Consider the following 20835-nt stretch of genomic DNA (forward strand, 5'->3'; position numbering starts at 1 on the left):
GAATCAGCAGGCATAGCGCACCAGCTTGGCTTGAATGAAGTCCAGGAAGCACTGGATGCGCAACGCCAACTGCGAGTTGCGATAAAACACCGCGTGGATCGGCTGGCGGTAGCCGCTGTTGAACACCTCCAGAACCGGCACCAACCGCCCGGCCTCGATATCGGCGATGGTCATGAAGTTCGACAGGCAGCAAATGCCCTGCCCCTCCAACGCCAAGTGACGCACGGTTTCGCCGCTGGAGGCCGCGATGCTCGGCTGGATCAGCCAGCGGTCGCCTTCCACATGGCGCAGCGGCCAGTGGTTGAGGGTGTCGCTCTGGGTGAAGCCGAGCAAGGTATGCTGCGCAAGCTCGGCCACGGTGGTCGGCGTGCCGTATTGCTCGAGGTATTCAGGGCTGGCGAGGATATGCAGCGGCGTGCACCCGAGGGAGCGCGCGTGCAAGGTGGAGTCGGCCAGGACGCCGATGCGGATCGCGATGTCGGTGCTTTGTTCCAGCAGGTCGATGATCAGGTCATCGCTGTTCAACTCCAGCTGGATATCCGGGTAGAGGCTGCGAAACTCGGCGATGTACGGGATCAAGCCATGCAGCACGAACGGCACGGCGGCGTTGATGCGCAGCCGCCCCGCCGGTTTTTTGTGACGGGATGACAGGCGCTCTTCCAGCTCGTCCATCTGCGCCAGGATCACCTTGGCCTGCTCGAAGAAATACTTGCCCTCTTCGGTCAGGTCCATGCGCCGCGTGGTGCGGTTGATCAACGTGGTGTCGAGCTTGGCCTCCAGGCGCGACAAGGTGCGACTCACCGCCGACGGCGTCTGCCCGACCTGCTCCGCCGCAGCGGAAATCGAGCCGCACTCAATCACGCTGACGAAGATCTGTAGCTCATCGGATCGGGCTTTCACGGGCAGTCCTCTGTATTCGGTGGGTAGCAGCTTACACCGAGAAACTGAACACCTGCGCCAGGTGCTGTTCGTAACGCACCACGTCGGCCTCGATGGCCGGGCGCTTCATCACGTCAACGCACAAGAAGGTCGGCAGGCCGGTCATGCCCAGAAACTGGTTGGCCTTGTGGAACGGGAAGTAGACCGCGTCCACGCCCTTGGCTTCGAAGAAATCGGTCGGGTCATCGAAGGCTTGCTGCGGTGCGTTCCAGGTCAGGGACAACATGTACTGTTTGCCTTGGATCAAGCCGCCGCTGCCGTACTTCTGCGACGCATCGGACCGGGTACGGCCATCGCTGGCATAGAGGCTGCCGTGACCTTCGGTGAACACTTCATCCATGTACTTCTTGACGATCCACGGCGCGCCCATCCACCAACCGGGCATCTGGTAGATGACCACGTCGGCCCAGAGGAACTTGGCGACTTCTTCGGCCACGTCATAGCCTTGGTCGATATGGGTGACTTTGACGTCGATCCCCGCGCGGTCCAACAGGGCCACGGCGGCGTCATGCAACGTGGTGTTGTAGCGGCCGTCGGAGTGTGCGAATTGTTTGCCGCCGTTGAGCAGGAGTACTTTTTTCATGGGAGGGTATCCAGAAGGTTGAAAATTTCTGGAGGCAGGCTATCGGCATTGCCCCTGCGGAATAAGCAGGGGCACGGCAAAACACCTTTGATCAAAAAGCACGAATAGCGCCGTACTTTTGATTTTAGCCACTGATCAACAGATGTCCCCCCAGCACTGCCATACCGATGAAAAACACCCGTTTGAACAACACTGCGCTGATGCGCTGACGCACTGCCTGACCCAGCCACATGCCCAGCAACGCGGGCAACAGTGCCAACAGGGACGCATTGATTTCGCCACCGCCCAGGGTTCCGCGCCAGGCCAATCCAGCCGCCAGCGCCAGGGTCGATACCGTGAACGACAGCCCCAGCGCCTGCACCAATTGATCACGGTTCAAGCCCAGGGCTTGCAGATACGGCACTGCCGGAATCACGAACACACCGGTCGCCGAAGTAATGATCCCGGTGATCAGTCCACACAGCGGACCCAGCCAGCGCTCGGCCGCGGGCTTGACCTTGAGCACCGGCAGGAACAACCCGCTCAGCGCGTACAGCAGCAAGGCTGCGCCCAGGGCATGTACCACCCAAGTCGTGCCGTTCATGCCCAGCCCCAGCGTACCCAGCCCGGTCCCGAGGAAAATCAGCAACAGCATCGGCCATAGCCGCTTGAGCAGCGCGCCCAAATGCCCGCCGATCGCCAACTGCCAAAGGTTGGTCACTGTGGACGGAATGATCAGCAAGGCCGCAGCCTGCGCCGGGAGCATAGCCAGGCCAAGCAAGCCCATGGCAACGGTGGGCAGGCCCAGGCCGATCACCCCCTTGACGGCGCCGGCCAGCAGGAAGGTGCCGATCACCAGCAAAGTCAGGGCTGGGCCAATGTCTTGGTAAAACGCCAGGAAGGTATTCATGGGGCGATTGTGGCGCTTTTCGATGGGATCGAAAATTCGCCATATACTGAGGCAGCCTCTTGTTTTGCATGAGGCTAAAGACGTCATCGCAGGCAAGCCAGTTCCCACATTTGATGTATGTGGGAGCTGGCTTGCCTGCGATGAGGCCATTCCAGTCACCCGAGAAACCCGACCATGCACTTTGACCTGATCGACCTGCGCCTTTACCTGCACATCCTCGACGCCGGCAACATCACCGCCGGCGCAGCGCGCAGCCACTTGTCCCTGGCCGCCGCCAGTGCCCGCATCCGCGCGATGGAAGCGTCGCTGGGCATCGAGTTCCTGGAGCGCAATCGCCGGGGCGTCACGCCCACGGCGGCGGGCAAGGCCCTGGCCCGTCACGCGCGTCTGCTGCTGCAACAGGCCGAACACTTGCAACAGGACCTGGCCGAGTATGCCAATGGCGTCAAAGGCCAGGTGCGCCTGCTGTGCAACACCACGGCACTCAGCGAATACCTGCCGGAGCTGCTGGCCGACTTTTTGCGCCAACATCCCAACCTCGAAATCGACCTCCAGGAACTGCCCAGCCTGCGCATCACCCAGGCCCTGCGCCAGGGCACGGCGGACCTGGGGATCATCTCCGACGCAGTGGACACCCAGGGTTTGCAGACCCTGCCCTTTCGCGATGACCCGCTGGTGCTGATTGCACCACTGGATCATCCGTTCACCCACGGCAGTTTCATCGACAGCCTGCACCACGATTTCGTCGGCTTGACCGCCAGCAGCGCCTTGACGGTCTACCTGGAAGAACAGGCCCTGCACGCAGGCTTTCGCCTGCAAACGCGCATCCGCGCCGAGGGCTTTGACGGGTTGATCCGCATGGTTTCAGGCGGCGCAGGCCTGGGGATCGTTCCCCAGGCGGCACTGGCGCGTTGGCCGCTGGCACAGCGTTTCAAGGTCCACTCCCTGCAAGAAGACTGGGCCTGCCGAAAGCTGCTGCTCTGCGCGCGCGCATTCGAACAGTTGCCGGGTTACGCCAAAGCCTTGTTCGACGCCCTGGCCCTGCCCTTGCGGAAGAACCCGTAATACACCGCCGACAGAATCAGCAGGAACGGCACCCCAAACACCAGGGTCATCTTGAACGCTTCGGTGAAATACGTGGTGATCATCACCGCGCCCATCAACACCAGACCCAACAGCGTGCTGTAGGGAAACAGACGCAGCTGGAACGACAGCTGCGGCCCGCCATGGCGCTTGCGGTAACGACGAAAGAAGCAGTGCGTGAGGAAGATCATGAACCAGGTGAAGATCGCGCCAAACATGGAAATGGCCATCATCAGCGTGAATGAGCTTTCCGGGTAAACCACGTTGAGCAAGGTCGCCAGGGCAATGCCCGAGCTGGAGAGCACCAACGCGTTCAGCGGAATGCCGCGCTTGCTCAAGGCCCCCATGGCCCTGGGCGCAAAACCGGCACGGGACAGGCTGAACATCATGCGCGTGGTGATGTAGAGCTGGCTGTTCATGGCCGACAGGGCCGCGATCAGGATCACGAAATTCATCACCCCGGTGGCACCGGGAATGCCCAGCGTCTGCATCACCGTGACGAATGGGCTCTGAGCCTGCCCGGCCTGGTTCCACGGCACGATGGCCAGCATCAGCGCCAGGGTCAACAGGTAGAACACCACCAGGCGCACGATGGTGGCGCGGAAGGCCTTCTTCACGGCCTGCTCCGGGTCGGCAGCTTCACCGGCGGCCACGGCGATCATCTCCACACTCAGGTAGCTGAAGATCGATACGATCACCGCGATCCACATACCGCTCAATCCATGGGGGAAAAAGCCGTCGTGGGCCGTGTAGTTCTGCACGCCATACTCCGGGTTGCCCGAGCCGAACACCACGTAGACGGCGAGGAGGATGAAGCCCACGATGGCGCTGATCTTGATCGTGGAAAACCAGTATTCGAAGTTGCCGAAAGTCTTCACGCTGATCCCATTGAGCAGGATCAACACGCTGGAAAACGACAGGATCCACACCCACTCCGGCACATTGGCGAACCAGTATTTCATGTACATCGCCACCGCCGTGACCTCCGCCCCCACCGCCAACACAATCGCCGCCCAATAGGCATAGCGCACCAGGAAGCCGGCCAGCGGGCTGATGTAGAACTCGGCGTAGGCTCCAAAGGAGCCCGAGGTGGAATGGGCCACCGTCATCTCCGCCAGGCAACCCATCAACAGCAAGGTGATCAACGCACCGATGGCGTAGCTCACCAACACACTGGGCCCGGCATAGCCGATGGCGTAAGCACTGCCCATGAACAGTCCGGTGCCAATGGCGCCACCGATGGCGATCATGCTCATCTGGCCGGAAGTGAGCTGGCGCCGCAGGCCCTGCTCACGATGGGTGATCTCTGCAAAGCCGTTGTCTGGCGTGGTCACGTGGTGTGCCCCTTTTCTTATTGTGATTGTTGTTGCTGGCGCTGAACCCTGTGGGAGCTGGCTTGCCTGCGATGGCGGTTGTAAATGCACCGACGCTATCGCAGGCAAGCCAGCTCCCACAGTCGATTTGTATTGCCCTTAAGTGACGCTGTTGCGGACTTTGAATTGCGGCTGGTCCCAGGTGTGGTTGTCGAGGATGTCGCCAAGGATTTCCACAGCGTCAAACACCTCGGTAAAGCTCGTGTACAACGGCGTAAAACCAAACCGCATGATGCGCGGCTCGCGGTAATCGCCGATCACACCCCGGGCGATCAGGGCCTGGATCACGGCGTAACCTTCAGGGTGTTCGAAACTCACATGGCTGCCACGCCGGGCGTGTTCACGCGGGGTGATCAACGTCACGTCATGGGCGGCGCAACGGGCTTCGACCAACGCGATAAACAGGTCGGTGAGCGCCAGGGATTTGCTGCGCAAACTCGCCATATCGGTCTGGGCAAAAATCTCCAGGCCGCACTCGACCATGGCCAGCGAGGTGATCGGCTGGGTGCCGCACAGGTAACGGGCGATGCCGGCGCTCGGCGCATAGCGGGATTCCATCGCGAATTGCCGGGTATGCCCGAACCAGCCCGACAACGGCTGGCGTACCACGTCCACCAACGCCGGGTTGACCCACACGAACGCCTGGGAACCCGGCCCGCCGTTGAGGTATTTGTAGGTGCAGCCAATCGCGTAATCGGCGCAGGCCGCGTGCAGGTCGATAGGCACTGCGCCCGCCGAATGCGCCAGGTCCCAGAGGCTCAGGGCGCCGCACTCATGGCTCAACGCAGTGAGCGCCGGCATGTCGTACATATAGCCGGTCTTGTAATTGACGTGGGTGAGCATCACCACCGCCACGTCGGCGTCGATGGCGTGGGGCAGTTCTTCCGGGCTGTTGACCAGGCGCAGGGAAAAGCCCTGTTGCAGCAACTCGGCCAAGCCCTCGGCGATGTACAGGTCGGTGGGGAAGTTGCTCGCCTCGCTGACGATCACTTTGCGATGAGGCTGGCGTTGGCGCTGCACCGTCAATGCGGCACTCAGCACCTTGAACAGGTTGATCGAGGTGGTATCGGTGATCACCACCTCGTTGTCACGCGCGCCGATCAACGGCGCCAGGCGGTTGCCCAGGCGCTGCGACAGGTCCGCCCAGCCGGCGCTGTTCCAACTGCGGATCAAGCCGTTGCCCCATTCTTCGCTGATCACCTGTTGCGCCCGCGCCAGAGCCGCTACCGGGCGGGCGCCCAATGAGTTGCCGTCGAGGTAGATCACGCCCTCGGGCAAGGCGAACTGGCGGCGCAAGGGCGCCAGCGGGTCCTGGGCGTCGAGGGCTTGGCAATGGCTTCGAGGGGTCATGGGCGGTCCTGGTTTTTATAAGTAAGAATGGACCAAATAATGAACGAAGTTTTAGAGAATTTTCGTGCAAAGTGAGTAGCAACAGGCTAATTAAGCTGTAGGAAATTCGAATTTAACCCCCAAACACGCGGATTTATTCTAACCATGATTCTCGACGCCACCGACCTGCGCCTCCTGCATTACCTGCAACAGGATGGCCGCATCAGCAACCAGGAACTGGCGGAAAAAGTCGCGCTGTCCCCTTCGGCATGCCTGCGCCGTTTGCGTCTGCTGGAGAGCGAGGGAATCATCAGCGGGTATCGCGCGGTATTGAATGCCGAGCAACTGGGCATCGAGCTGGAAGCCATCGTGCACCTGTCGTTGCGTCAGGATGTGGAGGACTGGCACGAGACGTTCATCAAGAAGGTGCAGGGCTGGCCGGAGGTGGCCAGCGCCTACGTGATCACCGGCGCCAGCAACTATGTGCTGCGGGTGCAAGCCCGCAACCTCAAGCACTTCTCGGACTTTATCGTGAACCACCTGAACCGCACGGCGGGGGTGACGGACATACGCTCGGAGATCGTGTTGCAGAAGATCAAGGATCGGGATGAGGTGTTGGACCTGGTCATCCGCAAATAGCCCCAACGCCACCGCACTCTGTGGGAGCTGGCTTGCCTGCGATGACGGTGGTGAATGCACCATTGCTATCGCAGGCAAGCCAGCTCCCACATTTTTAACCGCGTTCAGTCCTCGAGGGCACGCACGCGCTGCATACGCTTTTGCTCTACCGGCGCATCCGCCACTTGCAACTCAAAGTCGAAATCAATGTGCGCAAACCGCCCTTCCACGCCAAACTCCCGCGCCAGTTGCGGATCGTCACTGAAGCGAATTTCGGCGATCAATTCATCCCGCGTGGCGTAGGCAAAATCATCATGCAGATGCGGATCATCCGACAGGTTGATCTGCGTGGTCAGGTGCCGATGCCCCGGCGCGGAAATGAAGAAGTGGATATGCGCCGGGCGCTGCCCATGTCGCCCCAGTTGGTCGAGCAACTGCTGGGTCGGCCCGGTGGGCGGGCAGCCGTAGCCCGACGGCACGATGCTGCGAAAACGGTAGTTGCCATGAGCGTCGGTCTCGATGCGTCGACGCAGGTTGAATTCCGATTGCGTCGGGTCGAACCAGGAGTACGTGCCGCCCGTGTTGGCCTGCCACACATCCACAATCGCCCCGGCCAACGGCTTGCCCTGCGTGTCGCGCACCTGCCCGCGCATGAACAGCGGCACGGCGGCGTCCGTGCCATCGTCCAGCCGCGCTTCGTACTTCGACAGCGGTGCACCGGCCACGTACAGCGGGCCCTCGATGGTGCGCGGCGTGCCGCCGGTCTTGCCGGCCTCCTCGTCGGCGGCGTCCATCAGCAAGTCCAGGTAATGCTCCAACCCCAGGCCGGCGGCGAGCAGGCCGGCTTCCTGGTGCTTGCCCAGCTCGTTGAGGTAGTTGACCGCCTTCCAGAACTCTTCCGGGCTCACCTCCAGGTCTTCGATGATGTTCACGGTGTCGCGCAGGATCCGATAGATCAGCGCCTTGGCGCGCGGGTTGCCCGCGTCGTTGAGGTGGCCGCTGGCTTGTTCGAGAAACCGTTGGGCATGGGCCGTCTGGGACAGGCGAATGGACATGGTGCACTCCTCATCTTGTAATTATCAGGCTTGAGAACCGGCTTAGCGGTCGTCCCCATGGATCGACGAAGGGTGACGGCACAGGGCGTTCACTTCGATGGCCATGTAGGGGAAAAGCGGCAGTTGCATCAGCAGGTCGTGCAGTTCCTGCACGCTGTCGACATCGAACACGCTGTAGTTGGCGTAGTGCCCGGCGATACGCCACAGGTGGCGCCATTTGCCTTCGTGTTGCAGGCGCTGCGCCAGCGCCTTCTCCTCGGCCTTGAGGCTGGCGGCGCGCTCGGGTGGCATATCGAGGGGCAGGTTCACGGTCATTTTTACGTGGAACAGCATGGCAGGTGCCTCTTAGTGTTTGTCGCGACGGAAGAACGCCAGGCGCTCTTCATCGATGGCCAGGCCCAGGCCCGGTACGGCAGCAACGTGCAGCTGGAAATCCCGATAGACCGGCGGTTCGGTGAGGATGTCTTCGGTGAGCAGCAACGGGCCGAACAGCTCGGTGCCCCACGCCAGCGTGTTCAGCGTGAGAAAGGCATGGGCCGAAGCCAGGGTGCCGATACCGCCTTCCAGCATGGTGCCGCCGTACAGCCCGATGCCCGCCGCTTCGGCAATCGCCGCGGTGCGCAACACGGCGCGGGGGCCGCCGTTCTTGGCGATCTTGAGGGCGAACACCGAGGCTGCGCCTTCGCGGGCCAGGTTGAACGCATCCTCGACGCACTCGATGGATTCATCGGCCATGATCGGCGCCGGGCTCGACCGATTGAGCCGGACCATACCGCCACGGTTATTGCGCGAGATGGGTTGCTCGATCAGGTCGATACCGTTGTCGCCCAGCACCTTGCACGCCCGCAGCGCCACCGCTTCGTCCCAGGCCTGATTGACATCGACGCGCACGCTGGCGCGGTCCCCCAGGGCCTTTTTGATCGCAATCACATGGGCCAGGTCGTGGCTGACGTCACGGGCCCCAATCTTCAGTTTGAAGAGGCGGTGGCGGCGCAGATCGAGCATCTTTTCCGCTTCGTCGATGTCCCGCGCGGTGTCGCCGCTGGCCAGGGTCCAGGCCACCGGCAGGGCGTCGCGCACGCGTCCGCCGAGCAGTTCGCTGACGGGCAGGTTCAGGCGTTTGCCCTGGGCGTCGAGCAACGCACTTTCAATGCCGGACTTGGCAAACGTATTGCCGCGAATACTGCGTTCCAGGCGCTGCATGGCCGCGTTGATATTGCTCGCGTCCTGGCCGATCAACAGCGGGGCGAAATGACGATCGATATTGACCTTGATGCTGTCGGGGCTTTCGTTGCCGTAGCTCAGCCCGCCGATGGTGGTGGCTTCGCCGATGCCTTCGATGCCGTCGGCACAGCGCAGGCGGATAATCACCAGTGTCTGGTTCTGCATCGTGTGCATGGCCAGCTTGTGCGGGCGAAGGGTGGGAAGGTCGACGATGATCGTGTCGATCGACTCAATGGCGCAAATCGGCATGGCAATACCCGTGGGGTTACTTTCAAGTTTCAGCCGATTCTGTGCCGTATTTTTCAAGGCTTCCAATATAGAATGGGTCTCGCACAATACCTCACAGGTATGAAAGGAGCCGTCATGGAACTGCGTCACCTGCGCTATTTCCAGGTGCTGGGAGAGACCCTCAACTTCACCCGCGCCGCCGAACGCCTGCACATCGCCCAGCCACCGCTGAGCCGGCAGATTCAGCAATTGGAGGACGAACTCGGGGTGACCCTGCTGGAGCGTGGCCGACCGCTGCGGCTGACCGAAGCCGGGCGGTTTTTCTATGAGCATGCCAACGTGTTGCTCGAACAGTTGAACAAGGTCTGCGACAGCACGCGGCGCATTGGTCAGGGCGAGAAGACCTGGCTGGGCATCGGCTTCGCGCCCTCGACCCTGTACGGCGTGCTGCCGGAACTGATCCGCCGCCTGCGTACCCATGAGACGCTGGAGCTGGAGTTGGGATTGTCGGAGATGACCACGTTGCAGCAGGTCGAAGCGCTCAAGGCCGGGCGCATCGATGTGGGCTTCGGGCGCATTCGCATCGACGACCCGGCCATCGTCCAGCGTGTGCTGGTGGAAGACCGATTGGTGGCGGTGCTGCCCGCCGGTCACCCGTTGCTCGCCGCCCCCGTTACCCTCGCGCAATTGGCAGCGGAACCCGTGGTGCTTTACCCGGGCAACCCGCGCCCCAGCTACGCCGACCATGTGATCGCGCTGTTCGACACCCACGGTCTGAGCCTCCGGGTAGCGCAGTGGACCAACGAGTTGCAGACCGCCATCGGCCTGGTCGGCGCCGGCATGGGCGTGACGCTGGTACCGGCGTCGGTGCAGGTGCTGCATCGGGCGGACATCGGCTACACGCCGATTGTGGAGGTCACGGCGACCTCGCCGATCATCCTCAGCCGACGGGTGAATGACCAGTCGCCGGGGCTCAGTCATTGCCTGCAACTGGTCGAAGAATTGATCTGATTCCTCCCAAACACCACAAAACCCCTGTGGGAGCTGGCTTGCCTGCTCCCACATTTTGATCTTCATGGGGTTCAAAGGCTGCGCAGGCGCTTGCGTTGCAGGGTTTGGCTGGGCGATTCATCGAACAGCTTGCGATACTCCGCCGAAAATCGCCCCAGGTGGGTAAAGCCCCAGCCCAGGGCGATCTCGGAAATGGTTTGGGTGGCGCCATGTTCAAGGATGGCCTGGCGCACCGCACTCAAGCGGTGCTTTTTCAGATAAGCCATGGGCGACAGCGCGAAGTATTTGCGAAAGGCGTCGAACAGCTTGAACCGTGACACCCCGGCGGCGGCTTCCAGGTCCTCCAGATGCACCGCTTCGCGGGCGTGGTCGTGAATGTACTGCCGCGCGCGAACCAGATAATGCGGCAGCTTCACCCCCAACACATCGCGCAGTGTTTCGGAGTAATTGTTCGGCTGGGCCAGAATCAGGCCCTTGATCAACGAGCTTTCCAGGTCGCGGGTAAACGCCGGCTGTTCATACAACGCGCTGCCTTGTTCCAGTTCCGTGATGAAGTAACGCACCATGCGCCACCAGGCCGCCGAAGCGCCGTCCACCGCGTCCATCGCCGATTCAAAGCGCAGCGGCACCTGGACCGGCCGTTGCAGCAAACCTTCCAAAGCCTCGCTCATCGCCGTCCGCGTGATCACCACCTGCAACTTGCGGCAGTCGCCGGAGATCGCCAGCACTTGATGTTCATTGGGCGAGATGATCACCCCCTGGTCTCGGTTGGAACTCGCCCGCTCGCCGTTGCGGCTCAACTCCTGCTCGCCCACCAGGGGCAGGCTCAGGCTGTAGCTGCTGAAGTGTTCGGCGTCTTCGATATCGATGGTCACGTCGGTGCCGTACTCGATCACCCCCAGGGTGGTGGCGCGGGACTTGAGCACATTGGCGCTGTGCTGAAAACGCAGGCGCTCGGGTGTGGCGGTGGCCAACCGATGCGGGCCGCAGATGCCCGACATCCAGTTACAGGCGCCTTCCAGGTCGAAACGTTGGATCGATTGGCTGCTCATCAGGTGCACCCACGGCGGTTAGGCTTGTGCGCGCTCTGGCGGCGCGTCTGGTCAATCACAGTAGCGCATTGCACGGGCGTGCGGCAGCCGTCGCCACTTTTCGGCCCGGCTTCCCCGATTAAGCGGATAGCCCACGCTCGACCGTGCTGTTTTTAATGGGGCACCGATTAGCCCAGACAAGAAAGGTGCCTCCCATGCGTGGTCCAAAAAGCGTCGAGCAGTGGAAAAATTTTATTGAAGGGTGCCTGGATTTTCGCCCCGCCGAGGGGGTGTTCCGTATCGCCCGCGACCTGTTCACCGAGCCAGACCTGTTCGACCTGGAGATGGACCTGATCTTCGAAAAGAACTGGATCTACGCCTGCCACGAAAGCGAGCTGGCGCATAACCACGACTTCGTGACGATGCGCGCCGGGCGCCAGCCGATGATCATCACCCGCGACGGTGAAGGCCAGCTCAACGCACTGATCAACGCCTGCCAGCATCGCGGCACCACCCTCACCCGGGTCGGCAAGGGCAACCAGTCGACCTTCACCTGCCCGTTCCATGCCTGGTGCTACAAGAGCGACGGTCGATTGGTGAAGGTCAAGGCGCCGGGGGAATACCCGGAAGGGTTCGACAAGGCCACGCGCGGGCTGAAAAAAGCCCGCATCGAGAGTTACAAGGGGTTCGTGTTCATCAGCCTGGACGTGGCGGGCACCGATAGCCTGGAAGACTTCCTGGGGGATGCCAAAGTGTTCTTCGACATGATGGTCGCCCAGTCCGCCACCGGTGAGCTGGAGGCGTTGCCGGGCAAATCCGCCTACACCTACGACGGCAACTGGAAGCTGCAAAACGAAAATGGCCTGGACGGTTATCACGTCAGCACCGTGCACTACAACTACGTGGCCACGGTGCAGCATCGCCAACAGGTGAATACCGAAAACGGCACAGGCGCAGGCAGCACCCTGGACTACAGCAAGCTCGGCGCGGGTGACGCCAATACCGATGACGGCTGGTTCGCCTTCAACAACGGCCACAGCCTGTTGTTCAGCGATATGCCCAACCCCAGCGTGCGCTCCGGCTACGCCACCATCATGCCGCGCCTGGTGGAAGAGCACGGCCAGCCCAAGGCCGAGTGGATGATGCACCGCCTGCGCAACCTGAACATCTACCCGAGCCTGTTCTTCCTCGACCAGATCAGCTCGCAGCTGCGCATCATCCGCCCGCTGGCGTGGAACAAGACCGAGATCATCAGCCAGTGCCTGGGGGTGAAGGGCGAGTCCGACGCCGATCGCGAAAACCGCATTCGCCAGTTCGAAGACTTCTTCAATGTGTCCGGCATGGGCACGCCGGATGACCTGGTGGAATTCCGCGAAGCCCAGCGCGGGTTTCAGGGGCGACTGGAGCGCTGGAGCGATATCTCGCGCGGCAGCCACCGCTGGGAGACCGGGCCCACGCCCAACAGCGAAACCCTGGGTATTCAACCGGCGATGACCGGCACCGAATTCACCCACGAAGGCCTGTATGTCAACCAGCACCGCAACTGGCAAAGGTGCCTGCTCGACGGCCTCGATCAACACGCGCTGAAACTGCGGGAGGTGGAATGATGAATGCCCAATTGCAGTACCGGATCGAGCAGTTCTTCTACCGCAAGGCCGAGCTGTGCGACGCCCAGGACTGGGATGCCTATGTGCAGCTCTTCGATCCGCAGAGCGAGTTCCACCTGCCGCAATGGGACTCGGAGCACGTCTACACCCGTGACCCCAAACGCGAGATGTCGTTGATCTACTACGCCAACCGCTCGGGCCTGGAAGACCGCGTGTTCCGTCTGCGCACCGGCAAGGCCGCGTCGGCCACACCGATGCCGCGCACCGTGCACCTGATCAATAACGTGCGCATTGCCGAGCACGCGGATGACACGCTGGAGGTGAAATTGAACTGGCACACGCTGTTCTATCGCCTGGCCACTGCGGAGCAGTTCTACGGACATGCCACCTACCGCCTCAAGCCCGACGGCGATAGCTGGCTGATCACCCGCAAGCATGTGTTGTTGCTCAACGACACCATCAACTCGGTGCTGGATTTCTATCACCTCTGACCCTGTAGGAGCCGGCTTGCCGGCGATGGCGTCTGACCTGTTGAGCACTGTCGCCCGACAGACCGCTATCGCTGGCAAGCCAGCTCCTACAGTTATCCAATCCATGGAGAATGCTGGATGAATCACAAAGTGGCCTTCAGTTTTGCTGACGGCAAGACCCTGTTCTTCCCGGTGGGCGCGAATGAAATCCTGCTCGATGCGGCGTTGCGCAACGGCATCAAGATCCCCCTGGACTGCCGCGAAGGCGTGTGCGGCACCTGCCAGGGACGTTGCGAATCCGGCGAGTACACCCAGGACTATGTGGACGAAGAGGCGCTGTCCAGCCTCGACCTGCAACAGCGCAAGATGCTCAGTTGCCAGACGCGGGTGAAGTCCGATGCGACGTTCTACTTCGATTTTGCTTCGAGCCTGTGCAATGCGCCGGAGCCGGTTCGAATAAACGCGACCGTGAGCGCGGTGGAGCCAGTGTCGGCCAGCACGGCGATCCTGAACGTGCAACTGGATCAGGCGCTGGAGTTTCTGCCAGGCCAATATGCGCGCCTGTCGGTGCCGGGCACGGACAGCTGGCGGTCTTACTCATTCGCCAATCTTCCCGGCAATCAGCTGCAATTCCTGGTGCGTCTGTTGCCCGACGGTGTCATGAGCAACTACCTGCGCGAACGTTGCCAGGTGGGCGACCCGATCCTGATGGAAGCGCCACTCGGCGCGTTCTACTTGCGTCATGTCACCCGCCCCCTGGTACTGGTGGCGGGCGGCACTGGCTTGTCGGCCTTGCTGGGGATGCTCGATGAATTGGCCGCCAACGGCTGCAACCAACCGGTGCACCTGTATTACGGCGTACGCGGTGCCGAAGACTTGTGCGAAGCGGCACGCATCCGGGCCTACGCCGCAACGATCAAGGCGTTTCGTTACACCGAAGTGCTGAGCGCGCCTTCCGATGACTGGCCCGGCAAGCGCGGCTACCTCACCGAACATTTCGACCTGGCCGAATTGCGGGACAGTTCGGCGGATATGTACCTGTGCGGCCCCCCGGCCATGGTCGAATCCGTCCAGCAATGGCTGGCAGATCAGGCACTTCATGGCGTCCAGCTGTATTACGAAAAGTTTACGCAGAGTAATATCTGACCCCTCAGAAGTTTTGAGGGGCGGGTGCGACGTGCATTCACCCTGAAAAAAACAAGTAGAAGGGAACGTTAATGGCGGATGACATGGTTAACCCGGTAGGCCTCAAGCGTGGCCTGAAGAACCGGCACATTCAGCTGATCGCCTTGGGAGGGGCGATTGGCACTGGGTTGTTCCTCGGCTCGGCCGGGGTACTCAAATCGGCGGGGCCGTCGATGATCCTGGGCTACGCGATTGCCGGTTTCATCGCGTTCCTGATCATGCGTCAGCTCGGCGAGATGATCGTTGAGGAACCGGTGGCCGGTTCCTTCAGCCACTTTGCGCACAATTACTGGGGTGGCTACGCAGGCTTCCTCGCGGGCTGGAACTACTGGGTGCTCTACGTGCTGGTGGGCATGGCCGAACTGACGGCGGTGGGCAAGTACATCCAGTTCTGGTGGCCGGACATCCCGACCTGGGTCAGCGCGCTGGTGTTCTTTGTCGCGGTGAACCTGATCAACACCCTGAACGTCAAGTTCTTCGGTGAGGCCGAATTCTGGTTCGCGATCATCAAGGTGGTGGCGATTGTCGGCATGATCGTGCTCGGCTGCTACCTGCTGTTCAGCGGCAGCGGCGGCCCGCAGGCGTCCATCAGCAACCTGTGGAGCCACAACGGCTTCTTCCCGAATGGCGGCATGGGGCTGTTGATGTCCATGGCGTTCATCATGTTCTCGTTCGGGGGCCTGGAACTGGTGGGCATCACTGCCGCCGAGGCCAGCGAGCCACGCAAGGTGATCCCGAAAGCGATCAACCAGGTGGTGTACCGGATCCTGATCTTCTACGTCGGCGCCCTGACCGTGCTGCTGTCGTTGTACCCGTGGGACCAGTTGCTGCAAACCCTCGGCGCCTCGGGCGATGCCTACAGCGGCAGCCCGTTCGTGCAGATCTTCTCGCTGATCGGCAACGACACCGCTGCGCACATCCTCAACTTCGTGGTGCTGACCGCGGCGCTGTCGGTGTACAACAGCGGCGTGTACTGCAACAGCCGCATGCTGTTCGGCCTGGCCGAGCAAGGCGATGCGCCCAAGGCGCTGCTGAAGCTGAACAAGCAAGGCGTGCCGATCCGCGCCTTGGCGATTTCGGCGCTGGTGACGATGCTGTGCGTGGTGGTCAACTACGTGGCACCGAAGAGCGCGCTGGAGCTGTTGTTCGCGCTGGTGGTTGCCTCGCTGATGATCAACTGGGCGCTGATCAGCATTACCCACATCAAGTTCCGCAAAGCCATGGCCGAGCAAGGCGTGACGCCGTCGTTCAGGGCCTTCTGGTTCCCGTTCAGCAACTACCTGTGCCTGGCGTTCATGGTGATGATCATCGGCGTGATGCTGGCGATTCCGGGGATCAGCGAGTCGGTGTATGCGATGCCGGTGTGGGTGGGGATTATCTACGTTGCCTACCGGTTACGGGTTCGCAGGAGTAACGCGGTAGTGAACGCACAATAATCCCTGTGGGAGCCGGGCTTGTGTGGGAGCCGGGCTTGCCCGCGATGGCGGATTATCAGTCGCTGAATGTGTTGGCTGATATACCGCTATCGCAGGCAAGCCAGCTCCCACAGTTTTGAATGCATTCCAAATGAAGAAGCCCCGGTGATCCGGGGCTTTTTTTGTTCAGAGCGTGGAGCGCACTCGCCACAGCTCGGGGAACAGCACGGTGTCGAGCATCTTGCGCAAATACCCCACGCCCTCGGTGCCGCCGGTTCCCGGCTGGAAACCGATGATCCGCTCCACCGTGGTCACATGGCGAAAACGCCACTGGCGGAACGAGTCCTCCAGGTCGATAAACTTCTCGGCCAACTGATACAAGTCCCAATACCGGCTCGGGTCGCGGTACACCTCGCGCCAGGCCGCCTCCACCGAGTCATCATGCACCGTGGCCGCTGTCGGATCACGCTCGGCGCGTTTCGGGTCGATTGCCAGACCGGCCTTGATCATCAGGTTGATCGCCTCGTCATACAACGACGGCGTGGCAATCGCCACTTTCAATTCGTTCAGCAGTTCCGGGCGATGGGCATGGGGCCGCAGCAGTGCCGGGCTCTTGTTGCCGAGGATGAATTCGATCTCGCGGTACTGGAACGACTGGAACCCCGACGACTGCCCCAGGAACGGGCGAATCGCCTTGTATTCCGACGGGGTCATGGTCGCCAGTACCGCCCACGCGTGCACCAGTTGATCGAAGATCCGCGAGACCCGCGCCAGCATCTTGAACGCCGGCGGCAACTCGCCCAGGCGCACGTGTTCGCGGGCGGCCTTGAGTTCGTGGAGCATCAGTTTCATCCACAGCTCGGAAGTCTGGTGCTGGATGATAAAGAGCATTTCGTTGTGGTCCGGCGACAGCGGGTGCTGGGCGCTGAGGATTTTGCCCAGGTCCAGGTAATCGCCGTAGCTCATGGACTCGGAGAAATTCAGTTCGGCGTTATGCCATTCTTCGGGCGGCTGATAATCAGCAGAGAAGGGACATTGGCTCATCGCGCGGGCTCCTTGAAAGGTCTCAGGATCGCGCGGACCGGGCTCGCGTCCAGGTTGGCAAACCGCAGCGGCAGCGCGATCAGTTCATAGTCACCCTCCGGCACGTCATCGAGCACGATGCCTTCGAGAATCGCCATGCCATGGCGCGCCACGGCGTTGTGGGAATCCATGGTTTTGGACTGCTGCGGGTCCAGCGACGGGGTATCGATTCCGATCAAACGCACACCCAGGCTGGCGAGCAACTCAATGGTTTGCGGGGCGATAGCGGTGAAATTCGAATCCCATTCGGTCAGCGGCGCTTGTGGATAAGTGCGCAACAGCACGCGCTCGGGCAAGTTATCCACACGCCCTTCCAGTTGATGCGGTTGCACCAATGCGCCGCTGTTCAGGCAATGCAGTACGCGGCAGGGCCCCATGTACACATCCAGCGACACCTCGCCGATGGGCGCGCCGTCGGCGCTGTAATGCAACGGTGCGTCCACATGGGCACCGGTGTGCGGCGACAAGGTGATACGCCCGACATTCACCGGACACTCCGGACCAAACTGCCACACGCGTTCTTCCTGGAACGGCGTATCTCCCGGCCAGGTCGGCGTCGCCGCACTCAAGGGCGGGCTGATATCCCACCACGTTTTTATTGGGTTCATTTGAAGGCTCTCACTCATTCTGCAGAGAATGATACGAGGGGCGGTTGCGAATTTTCTTGCGAATACTGGCGCCAGACGGAGGATCTTTCGCACTTACTGCGAGGAATTGGGGTATTCACGCTCGATAATTTCTCCCAGCCACGGCAGATCTGCCACTGAAGATCCAATGTGGGAGCGGGCTTGCATCCACCTGCGCTTCTGGACATCCCGATGTCGAGTTCAGACCACTGACACAACGTCCCAGGCCTTAGGGTTGCTCTTTCCATTCCCTGCCTCGGAGCCCTCATGGCCAAGCCCATCACCGTACTGCGCGACACTCACCCACTGCCGGTCCTGGATGCCTGCAAATGGGAAAAACTCGAAGGCGACCCGCACACCGTCAACCTCAACGCCTACACCAGCGAAGACGGCAGCAAGATCATGGGCACCTGGATCTGCACACCAGGCAAGTGGTACGTGGACTACGTAAAGTGGGAGTACTGCCACTTCCAGGAAGGCTACTGCATCATCACACCCGAAGGCCTGGAGCCGATTCACCTGCGCGCAGGGGATATCTTCGTGGTGGAGCCGGGGATGAAGGGGACCTGGGAAGTGGTCGAGACGGTGCGTAAGTATTTTGTGTTTGCTTGAGCCGCAAAAACCCGGGAACCCGCCAACAGCGGGTTCCCGGAAAAGCCCCTATTTGGGCTTGCGATAGCTGTTGATGATCGCCGAAAAGTCCTTGCCCCCTTCCCCACGCTGGCTCATCGACTGATACAACTGCTGGGCCACGGCGCCGAGAATCACCGGTTGCTTGGCCTGACGCGCAGCTTCGGTGGCCAGGCCCAGGTCCTTGAGCATCAGGTCGGCACCAAAACCGCCGGTATACCCACGGGACGATGGCGCCGTTTCGATCACGCCCGGCCACGGGTTGTAGGTGTCGGAACTCCAGCAACGCCCGGTCGAGCTGTTGATGATGCCGGCCAGTACTTGGGTGTCGATTCCTAGCGCATCGCCCAAGGCCATGGCTTCGCTGACGCCGACCATGCTGATCCCCAACAGCAGGTTGTTGCAGATCTTGGCGATTTGCCCGGTGCCCACGTCACCGCAATGCACGATGTTACGGCCCATCTGCGCCAGCACCGGTTGCAGGGTGGCGAACAGTTCCGCGGTGGCGCCGACCATGAAGGTCAACGTCCCTGCGGCGGCGCCGCCGGTGCCGCCGGAGACCGGGGCATCGGCCACGGCCACGCCTTGCTTGGCCGCCACCGTCGCGACATCGCGGATGGTCTGCGGGTCGATGGTGCTGCAATCCACCGCCGGCACACCTTTGCCGATACCGGCGAGTACGCCGTCTTCATTCAGCCACACGCTGCGCACATGGGCCGCGGCGGGCAGCATGGTGATCACCAGTTCAGCGCCGGTTGCCGCATCACGCGGCGACTCGCTGATGGTGCCACCCAGTTCGGCGAGTTCCTTGAGCACCGTCTGGTTCAGGTCGAACAGGTTCAGCGCATGGCCGGCCTTGATCAGGTTGCGGGCCATGGGAGCGCCCATGTTGCCCAAGCCGATAAATGCAATCTTCATGGTCGTCTCCCGGAATCAACGCAGGTTGATGGTGGTGTTGACACCATCGTTGACGGTGTCGTCATCGAACCAGCGGCTGGTGACGGTCTTGGTCTGGGTGTAGAACTGCACCACTTGCTTGCCGTAAGGGCCCAGGTCGCCGAGCTTGGAGCCGCGCGAACCAGTGAAGCTGAAGAACGGGACCGGCACCGGGATCGGGATGTTGATGCCGACCTGGCCCACGTCGATTTCGCTCTGGAACTTACGCGCTGCCGCGCCGCTCTGGGTGAACAGGCCGGTGCCGTTGCCGAACGGGTTGGCGTTGACCAGAGCAATGGCTTCATCGAGGGTCGCAACCTCAATCACCACCAGCACCGGGCCGAAGATTTCCTGGGTGTAGATTTGCATATCGGTGGTCACGCCCGAGAACAGGGTCGGGCCGACAAAATTGCCTTGCTCGAAGCCCGGCACCTTGATGTCGCGACCGTCCAGCTCCAGCTTGGCGCCTTCTTTCACGCCGCTTTCGATCAAGTCCAGGATGCGTGCCTTGGCGCGCTTGGAGATCACCGGGCCGACATCCGTACCGGCTTCGCTGCCGGCGTTGACCTTGAGTTTCTGCGCCAATGCTTTCAGGTCCGGCAACCATTGCTTGGACGCGCCCACCAGCACTACCACCGAAGTGGCCATGCAACGCTGGCCCGCCGCACCGAAACCGGCGCCGACCAGGGCATTGAGGGTGTGTTCGCGGTTGGCATCCGGCAGCACCACGGCGTGGTTCTTGGCGCCCATCATCGATTGCACGCGCTTGCCGTGTTTGCCGGCCAGGTCGTACACGTGTGTGCCCACGGCGGTCGAGCCGACGAAAGACACGGCCTTGATGTCTTTGTGGGTGCATAGCGCATCCACCACGTCCTTGCCGCCGTGCACCACGTTGAGCACACCGGCCGGCACACCGGCTTCCAGCGCCAGCTCCACCAGCAACATGGTCGACAGCGGGTCCTGCTCGGACGGTTTGAGGACGAAGGTATTCCCGCAGGCGATGGCCATCGGGAACATCCACAGCGGAATCATCGCCGGGAAGTTGAACGGGGTGATGCCGGCGCACACGCCGATGGGTTGACGCAGGGTGTAAGTGTCGACGCCCCCTGCGACGTTCTCGGCGAATTCGCCCATTTGCAGGGTGCCGATGGAACAGGCGTGCTCCACCACTTCCAGGCCACGGAAGATATCGCCCTCGGCATCGGCGATGGTCTTGCCCTGCTCGGCGCTGAGGACCACGGCGATGCGCTTGGAATGTTCGCGGATCAAGGCTTGCAGCTTGAGCATGATGCGCATGCGTGCGCCGATCGGGGTCAGCTTCCAGGTCTGGAAGGCGCGATGGGCGGCGTCGATGGCGGCGTTGACTTCATCGGCAGTGGCGAACGGGACTTTGGCCAGCACCTCTTGGGTGGCGGGGTTGACGATGTCCTGCCACTCGGTGGTCCTGGACTCGACCCACTCACCGTTGATCAGCAGCTTGACCTGTTGCACGGAAATATCGGCAGATGCGTTCATGGGGT

The 20835-nt window shown here is 61.6% G+C and carries 21 protein-coding genes; 8 read left to right on the forward strand and 13 right to left on the reverse strand.

Annotated features, from left to right (window positions below):
• Positions 1-3: 3 nt before the first annotated feature.
• The 3 genes from ACW9IN_RS11060 to ACW9IN_RS11070 all read right to left on the reverse strand — a co-directional run bounded on the left by ACW9IN_RS11060 (position 4) and on the right by ACW9IN_RS11070 (position 2411).
• A complete protein-coding gene (locus ACW9IN_RS11060; protein ID WP_457365890.1) occupies positions 4-900 on the reverse strand; it encodes a LysR substrate-binding domain-containing protein in 897 nt (298 codons plus the stop codon).
• Positions 901-931: 31 nt separating this feature from the next.
• Positions 932-1522: an NAD(P)H-dependent oxidoreductase gene (locus ACW9IN_RS11065; protein WP_457365891.1), complete on the reverse strand. Its 591-nt coding sequence runs from the start codon at positions 1520-1522 to the stop codon at positions 932-934.
• Positions 1523-1646: 124 nt separating this feature from the next.
• Positions 1647-2411: a sulfite exporter TauE/SafE family protein gene (locus ACW9IN_RS11070; protein WP_457365892.1), complete on the reverse strand. Its 765-nt coding sequence runs from the start codon at positions 2409-2411 to the stop codon at positions 1647-1649.
• A gap of 174 nt (positions 2412-2585) precedes the next feature.
• On the opposite strand from ACW9IN_RS11070, the gene ACW9IN_RS11075 reads away from it, so the two are divergent.
• Positions 2586-3476: a LysR substrate-binding domain-containing protein gene (locus tag ACW9IN_RS11075; protein ID WP_457365893.1), complete on the forward strand. Its 891-nt coding sequence runs from the start codon at positions 2586-2588 to the stop codon at positions 3474-3476.
• Here ACW9IN_RS11075 and ACW9IN_RS11080 read toward each other — a convergent pair.
• Positions 3422-4828, reverse strand: coding sequence for an amino acid permease (locus ACW9IN_RS11080; RefSeq protein ID WP_457365894.1), 1407 nt, complete (start codon positions 4826-4828; stop codon positions 3422-3424). The two genes, ACW9IN_RS11075 and ACW9IN_RS11080, sit on opposite strands and share 55 nt — an antisense overlap.
• A gap of 138 nt (positions 4829-4966) precedes the next feature.
• Complete coding sequence (gene kynU, locus ACW9IN_RS11085; RefSeq protein WP_457365895.1) at positions 4967-6217, reverse strand: kynureninase; 1251 nt, start codon at positions 6215-6217, stop codon at positions 4967-4969.
• Between the two features lie 144 nt (positions 6218-6361).
• On the opposite strand from kynU, the gene ACW9IN_RS11090 reads away from it, so the two are divergent.
• A complete protein-coding gene (locus ACW9IN_RS11090; protein WP_457365896.1) occupies positions 6362-6835 on the forward strand; it encodes an Lrp/AsnC family transcriptional regulator in 474 nt (157 codons plus the stop codon).
• 104 nt (positions 6836-6939) lie between these two features.
• On the opposite strand, the gene catA is transcribed toward ACW9IN_RS11090, so the two are convergent.
• Genes catA through ACW9IN_RS11105 form a run of 3 tightly spaced genes read right to left on the reverse strand, consistent with a single transcriptional unit; the run spans position 6940 to position 9342 of the window.
• Positions 6940-7869, reverse strand: coding sequence for a catechol 1,2-dioxygenase (gene catA, locus ACW9IN_RS11095; RefSeq protein ID WP_457365897.1), 930 nt, complete (start codon positions 7867-7869; stop codon positions 6940-6942).
• Between the two features lie 42 nt (positions 7870-7911).
• Positions 7912-8202, reverse strand: a complete 291-nt coding sequence (gene catC, locus ACW9IN_RS11100; RefSeq protein ID WP_457365898.1) for a muconolactone Delta-isomerase — start codon at positions 8200-8202, stop codon at positions 7912-7914.
• 12 nt (positions 8203-8214) lie between these two features.
• Positions 8215-9342: a muconate cycloisomerase family protein gene (locus ACW9IN_RS11105; protein WP_457365899.1), complete on the reverse strand. Its 1128-nt coding sequence runs from the start codon at positions 9340-9342 to the stop codon at positions 8215-8217.
• Between the two features lie 114 nt (positions 9343-9456).
• Between ACW9IN_RS11105 and ACW9IN_RS11110 the strand changes: the two genes are divergently transcribed.
• Positions 9457-10332, forward strand: coding sequence for a LysR family transcriptional regulator (locus ACW9IN_RS11110; protein ID WP_457365900.1), 876 nt, complete (start codon positions 9457-9459; stop codon positions 10330-10332).
• A 71-nt stretch (positions 10333-10403) separates the two neighbouring features.
• Here ACW9IN_RS11110 and ACW9IN_RS11115 read toward each other — a convergent pair whose 3' ends face one another.
• Positions 10404-11384, reverse strand: a complete 981-nt coding sequence (locus tag ACW9IN_RS11115; RefSeq protein WP_457365901.1) for an AraC-like ligand-binding domain-containing protein — start codon at positions 11382-11384, stop codon at positions 10404-10406.
• A 194-nt stretch (positions 11385-11578) separates the two neighbouring features.
• Here ACW9IN_RS11115 and antA point away from each other — a divergent pair, with 194 nt between their 5' ends.
• The 4 genes from antA (at position 11579) to ACW9IN_RS11135 (ending at position 16061) form a co-directional block, all read left to right on the forward strand.
• The gene (gene antA, locus ACW9IN_RS11120) at positions 11579-12970 is read left to right on the forward strand and encodes an anthranilate 1,2-dioxygenase large subunit (protein ID WP_457365902.1); all 1392 of its coding nucleotides are present in this window, start codon (positions 11579-11581) and stop codon (positions 12968-12970) included.
• Positions 12970-13461, forward strand: a complete 492-nt coding sequence (gene antB / locus ACW9IN_RS11125) for an anthranilate 1,2-dioxygenase small subunit (RefSeq protein ID WP_457365918.1) — start codon at positions 12970-12972, stop codon at positions 13459-13461. Before antA ends, antB begins: the two co-directional genes overlap by 1 nt.
• Before the next feature lie 117 nt (positions 13462-13578).
• Complete coding sequence (gene antC, locus ACW9IN_RS11130) at positions 13579-14586, forward strand: anthranilate 1,2-dioxygenase electron transfer component AntC (RefSeq protein WP_457365903.1); 1008 nt, start codon at positions 13579-13581, stop codon at positions 14584-14586.
• Between the two features lie 71 nt (positions 14587-14657).
• Positions 14658-16061: an amino acid permease gene (locus ACW9IN_RS11135; RefSeq protein ID WP_457365904.1), complete on the forward strand. Its 1404-nt coding sequence runs from the start codon at positions 14658-14660 to the stop codon at positions 16059-16061.
• A gap of 165 nt (positions 16062-16226) precedes the next feature.
• On the opposite strand, the gene kynA is transcribed toward ACW9IN_RS11135, so the two are convergent.
• Together kynA and kynB are read right to left on the reverse strand one after the other, a co-directional pair.
• Positions 16227-17084, reverse strand: coding sequence for a tryptophan 2,3-dioxygenase (gene kynA / locus ACW9IN_RS11140; protein WP_457365905.1), 858 nt, complete (start codon positions 17082-17084; stop codon positions 16227-16229).
• A complete protein-coding gene (gene kynB, locus ACW9IN_RS11145; protein WP_457365906.1) occupies positions 17081-17731 on the reverse strand; it encodes an arylformamidase in 651 nt (216 codons plus the stop codon). The genes kynA and kynB overlap by 4 nt, the downstream gene beginning before the upstream one ends.
• A gap of 285 nt (positions 17732-18016) precedes the next feature.
• Between kynB and ACW9IN_RS11150 the strand changes: the two genes are divergently transcribed.
• A complete protein-coding gene (locus ACW9IN_RS11150; RefSeq protein ID WP_105700132.1) occupies positions 18017-18361 on the forward strand; it encodes a cupin domain-containing protein in 345 nt (114 codons plus the stop codon).
• Positions 18362-18409: 48 nt separating this feature from the next.
• Here the strand turns inward: ACW9IN_RS11150 and mmsB are convergent, their stop codons facing one another.
• Positions 18410-19297, reverse strand: a complete 888-nt coding sequence (gene mmsB, locus ACW9IN_RS11155; RefSeq protein WP_457365907.1) for a 3-hydroxyisobutyrate dehydrogenase — start codon at positions 19295-19297, stop codon at positions 18410-18412.
• 15 nt (positions 19298-19312) lie between these two features.
• Entirely contained in the window at positions 19313-20830 is a 1518-nt protein-coding gene (locus ACW9IN_RS11160; protein ID WP_457365908.1) for a CoA-acylating methylmalonate-semialdehyde dehydrogenase, read from the reverse strand.
• Positions 20831-20835 lie beyond the last annotated feature (5 nt).

This window comes from Pseudomonas sp. SDO5271_S396 (assembly GCF_054071795.1).

What these genes read in the sequence shown, in the direction of transcription:
- ACW9IN_RS11065 (WP_457365891.1), bottom strand. Translation starts at nt 1,522, where the DNA reads ATGAAAAAAGTACTCCTGCTCAACGGCGGCAAACAATTCGCACACTCC.
- ACW9IN_RS11070 (WP_457365892.1), bottom strand. Translation starts at nt 2,411, where the DNA reads ATGAATACCTTCCTGGCGTTTTACCAAGACATTGGCCCAGCCCTGACT.
- ACW9IN_RS11075 (WP_457365893.1), top strand. Translation starts at nt 2,586, where the DNA reads ATGCACTTTGACCTGATCGACCTGCGCCTTTACCTGCACATCCTCGAC.
- kynU (WP_457365895.1), bottom strand. Translation starts at nt 6,217, where the DNA reads ATGACCCCTCGAAGCCATTGCCAAGCCCTCGACGCCCAGGACCCGCTG.
- ACW9IN_RS11090 (WP_457365896.1), top strand. Translation starts at nt 6,362, where the DNA reads ATGATTCTCGACGCCACCGACCTGCGCCTCCTGCATTACCTGCAACAG.
- catA (WP_457365897.1), bottom strand. Translation starts at nt 7,869, where the DNA reads ATGTCCATTCGCCTGTCCCAGACGGCCCATGCCCAACGGTTTCTCGAA.
- catC (WP_457365898.1), bottom strand. Translation starts at nt 8,202, where the DNA reads ATGCTGTTCCACGTAAAAATGACCGTGAACCTGCCCCTCGATATGCCA.
- ACW9IN_RS11105 (WP_457365899.1), bottom strand. Translation starts at nt 9,342, where the DNA reads ATGCCGATTTGCGCCATTGAGTCGATCGACACGATCATCGTCGACCTT.
- ACW9IN_RS11110 (WP_457365900.1), top strand. Translation starts at nt 9,457, where the DNA reads ATGGAACTGCGTCACCTGCGCTATTTCCAGGTGCTGGGAGAGACCCTC.
- ACW9IN_RS11115 (WP_457365901.1), bottom strand. Translation starts at nt 11,384, where the DNA reads ATGAGCAGCCAATCGATCCAACGTTTCGACCTGGAAGGCGCCTGTAAC.
- antA (WP_457365902.1), top strand. Translation starts at nt 11,579, where the DNA reads ATGCGTGGTCCAAAAAGCGTCGAGCAGTGGAAAAATTTTATTGAAGGG.
- antB (WP_457365918.1), top strand. Translation starts at nt 12,970, where the DNA reads ATGAATGCCCAATTGCAGTACCGGATCGAGCAGTTCTTCTACCGCAAG.
- antC (WP_457365903.1), top strand. Translation starts at nt 13,579, where the DNA reads ATGAATCACAAAGTGGCCTTCAGTTTTGCTGACGGCAAGACCCTGTTC.
- ACW9IN_RS11135 (WP_457365904.1), top strand. Translation starts at nt 14,658, where the DNA reads ATGGCGGATGACATGGTTAACCCGGTAGGCCTCAAGCGTGGCCTGAAG.
- kynA (WP_457365905.1), bottom strand. Translation starts at nt 17,084, where the DNA reads ATGAGCCAATGTCCCTTCTCTGCTGATTATCAGCCGCCCGAAGAATGG.
- kynB (WP_457365906.1), bottom strand. Translation starts at nt 17,731, where the DNA reads ATGAACCCAATAAAAACGTGGTGGGATATCAGCCCGCCCTTGAGTGCG.
- ACW9IN_RS11150 (WP_105700132.1), top strand. Translation starts at nt 18,017, where the DNA reads ATGGCCAAGCCCATCACCGTACTGCGCGACACTCACCCACTGCCGGTC.
- mmsB (WP_457365907.1), bottom strand. Translation starts at nt 19,297, where the DNA reads ATGAAGATTGCATTTATCGGCTTGGGCAACATGGGCGCTCCCATGGCC.
- ACW9IN_RS11160 (WP_457365908.1), bottom strand. Translation starts at nt 20,830, where the DNA reads ATGAACGCATCTGCCGATATTTCCGTGCAACAGGTCAAGCTGCTGATC.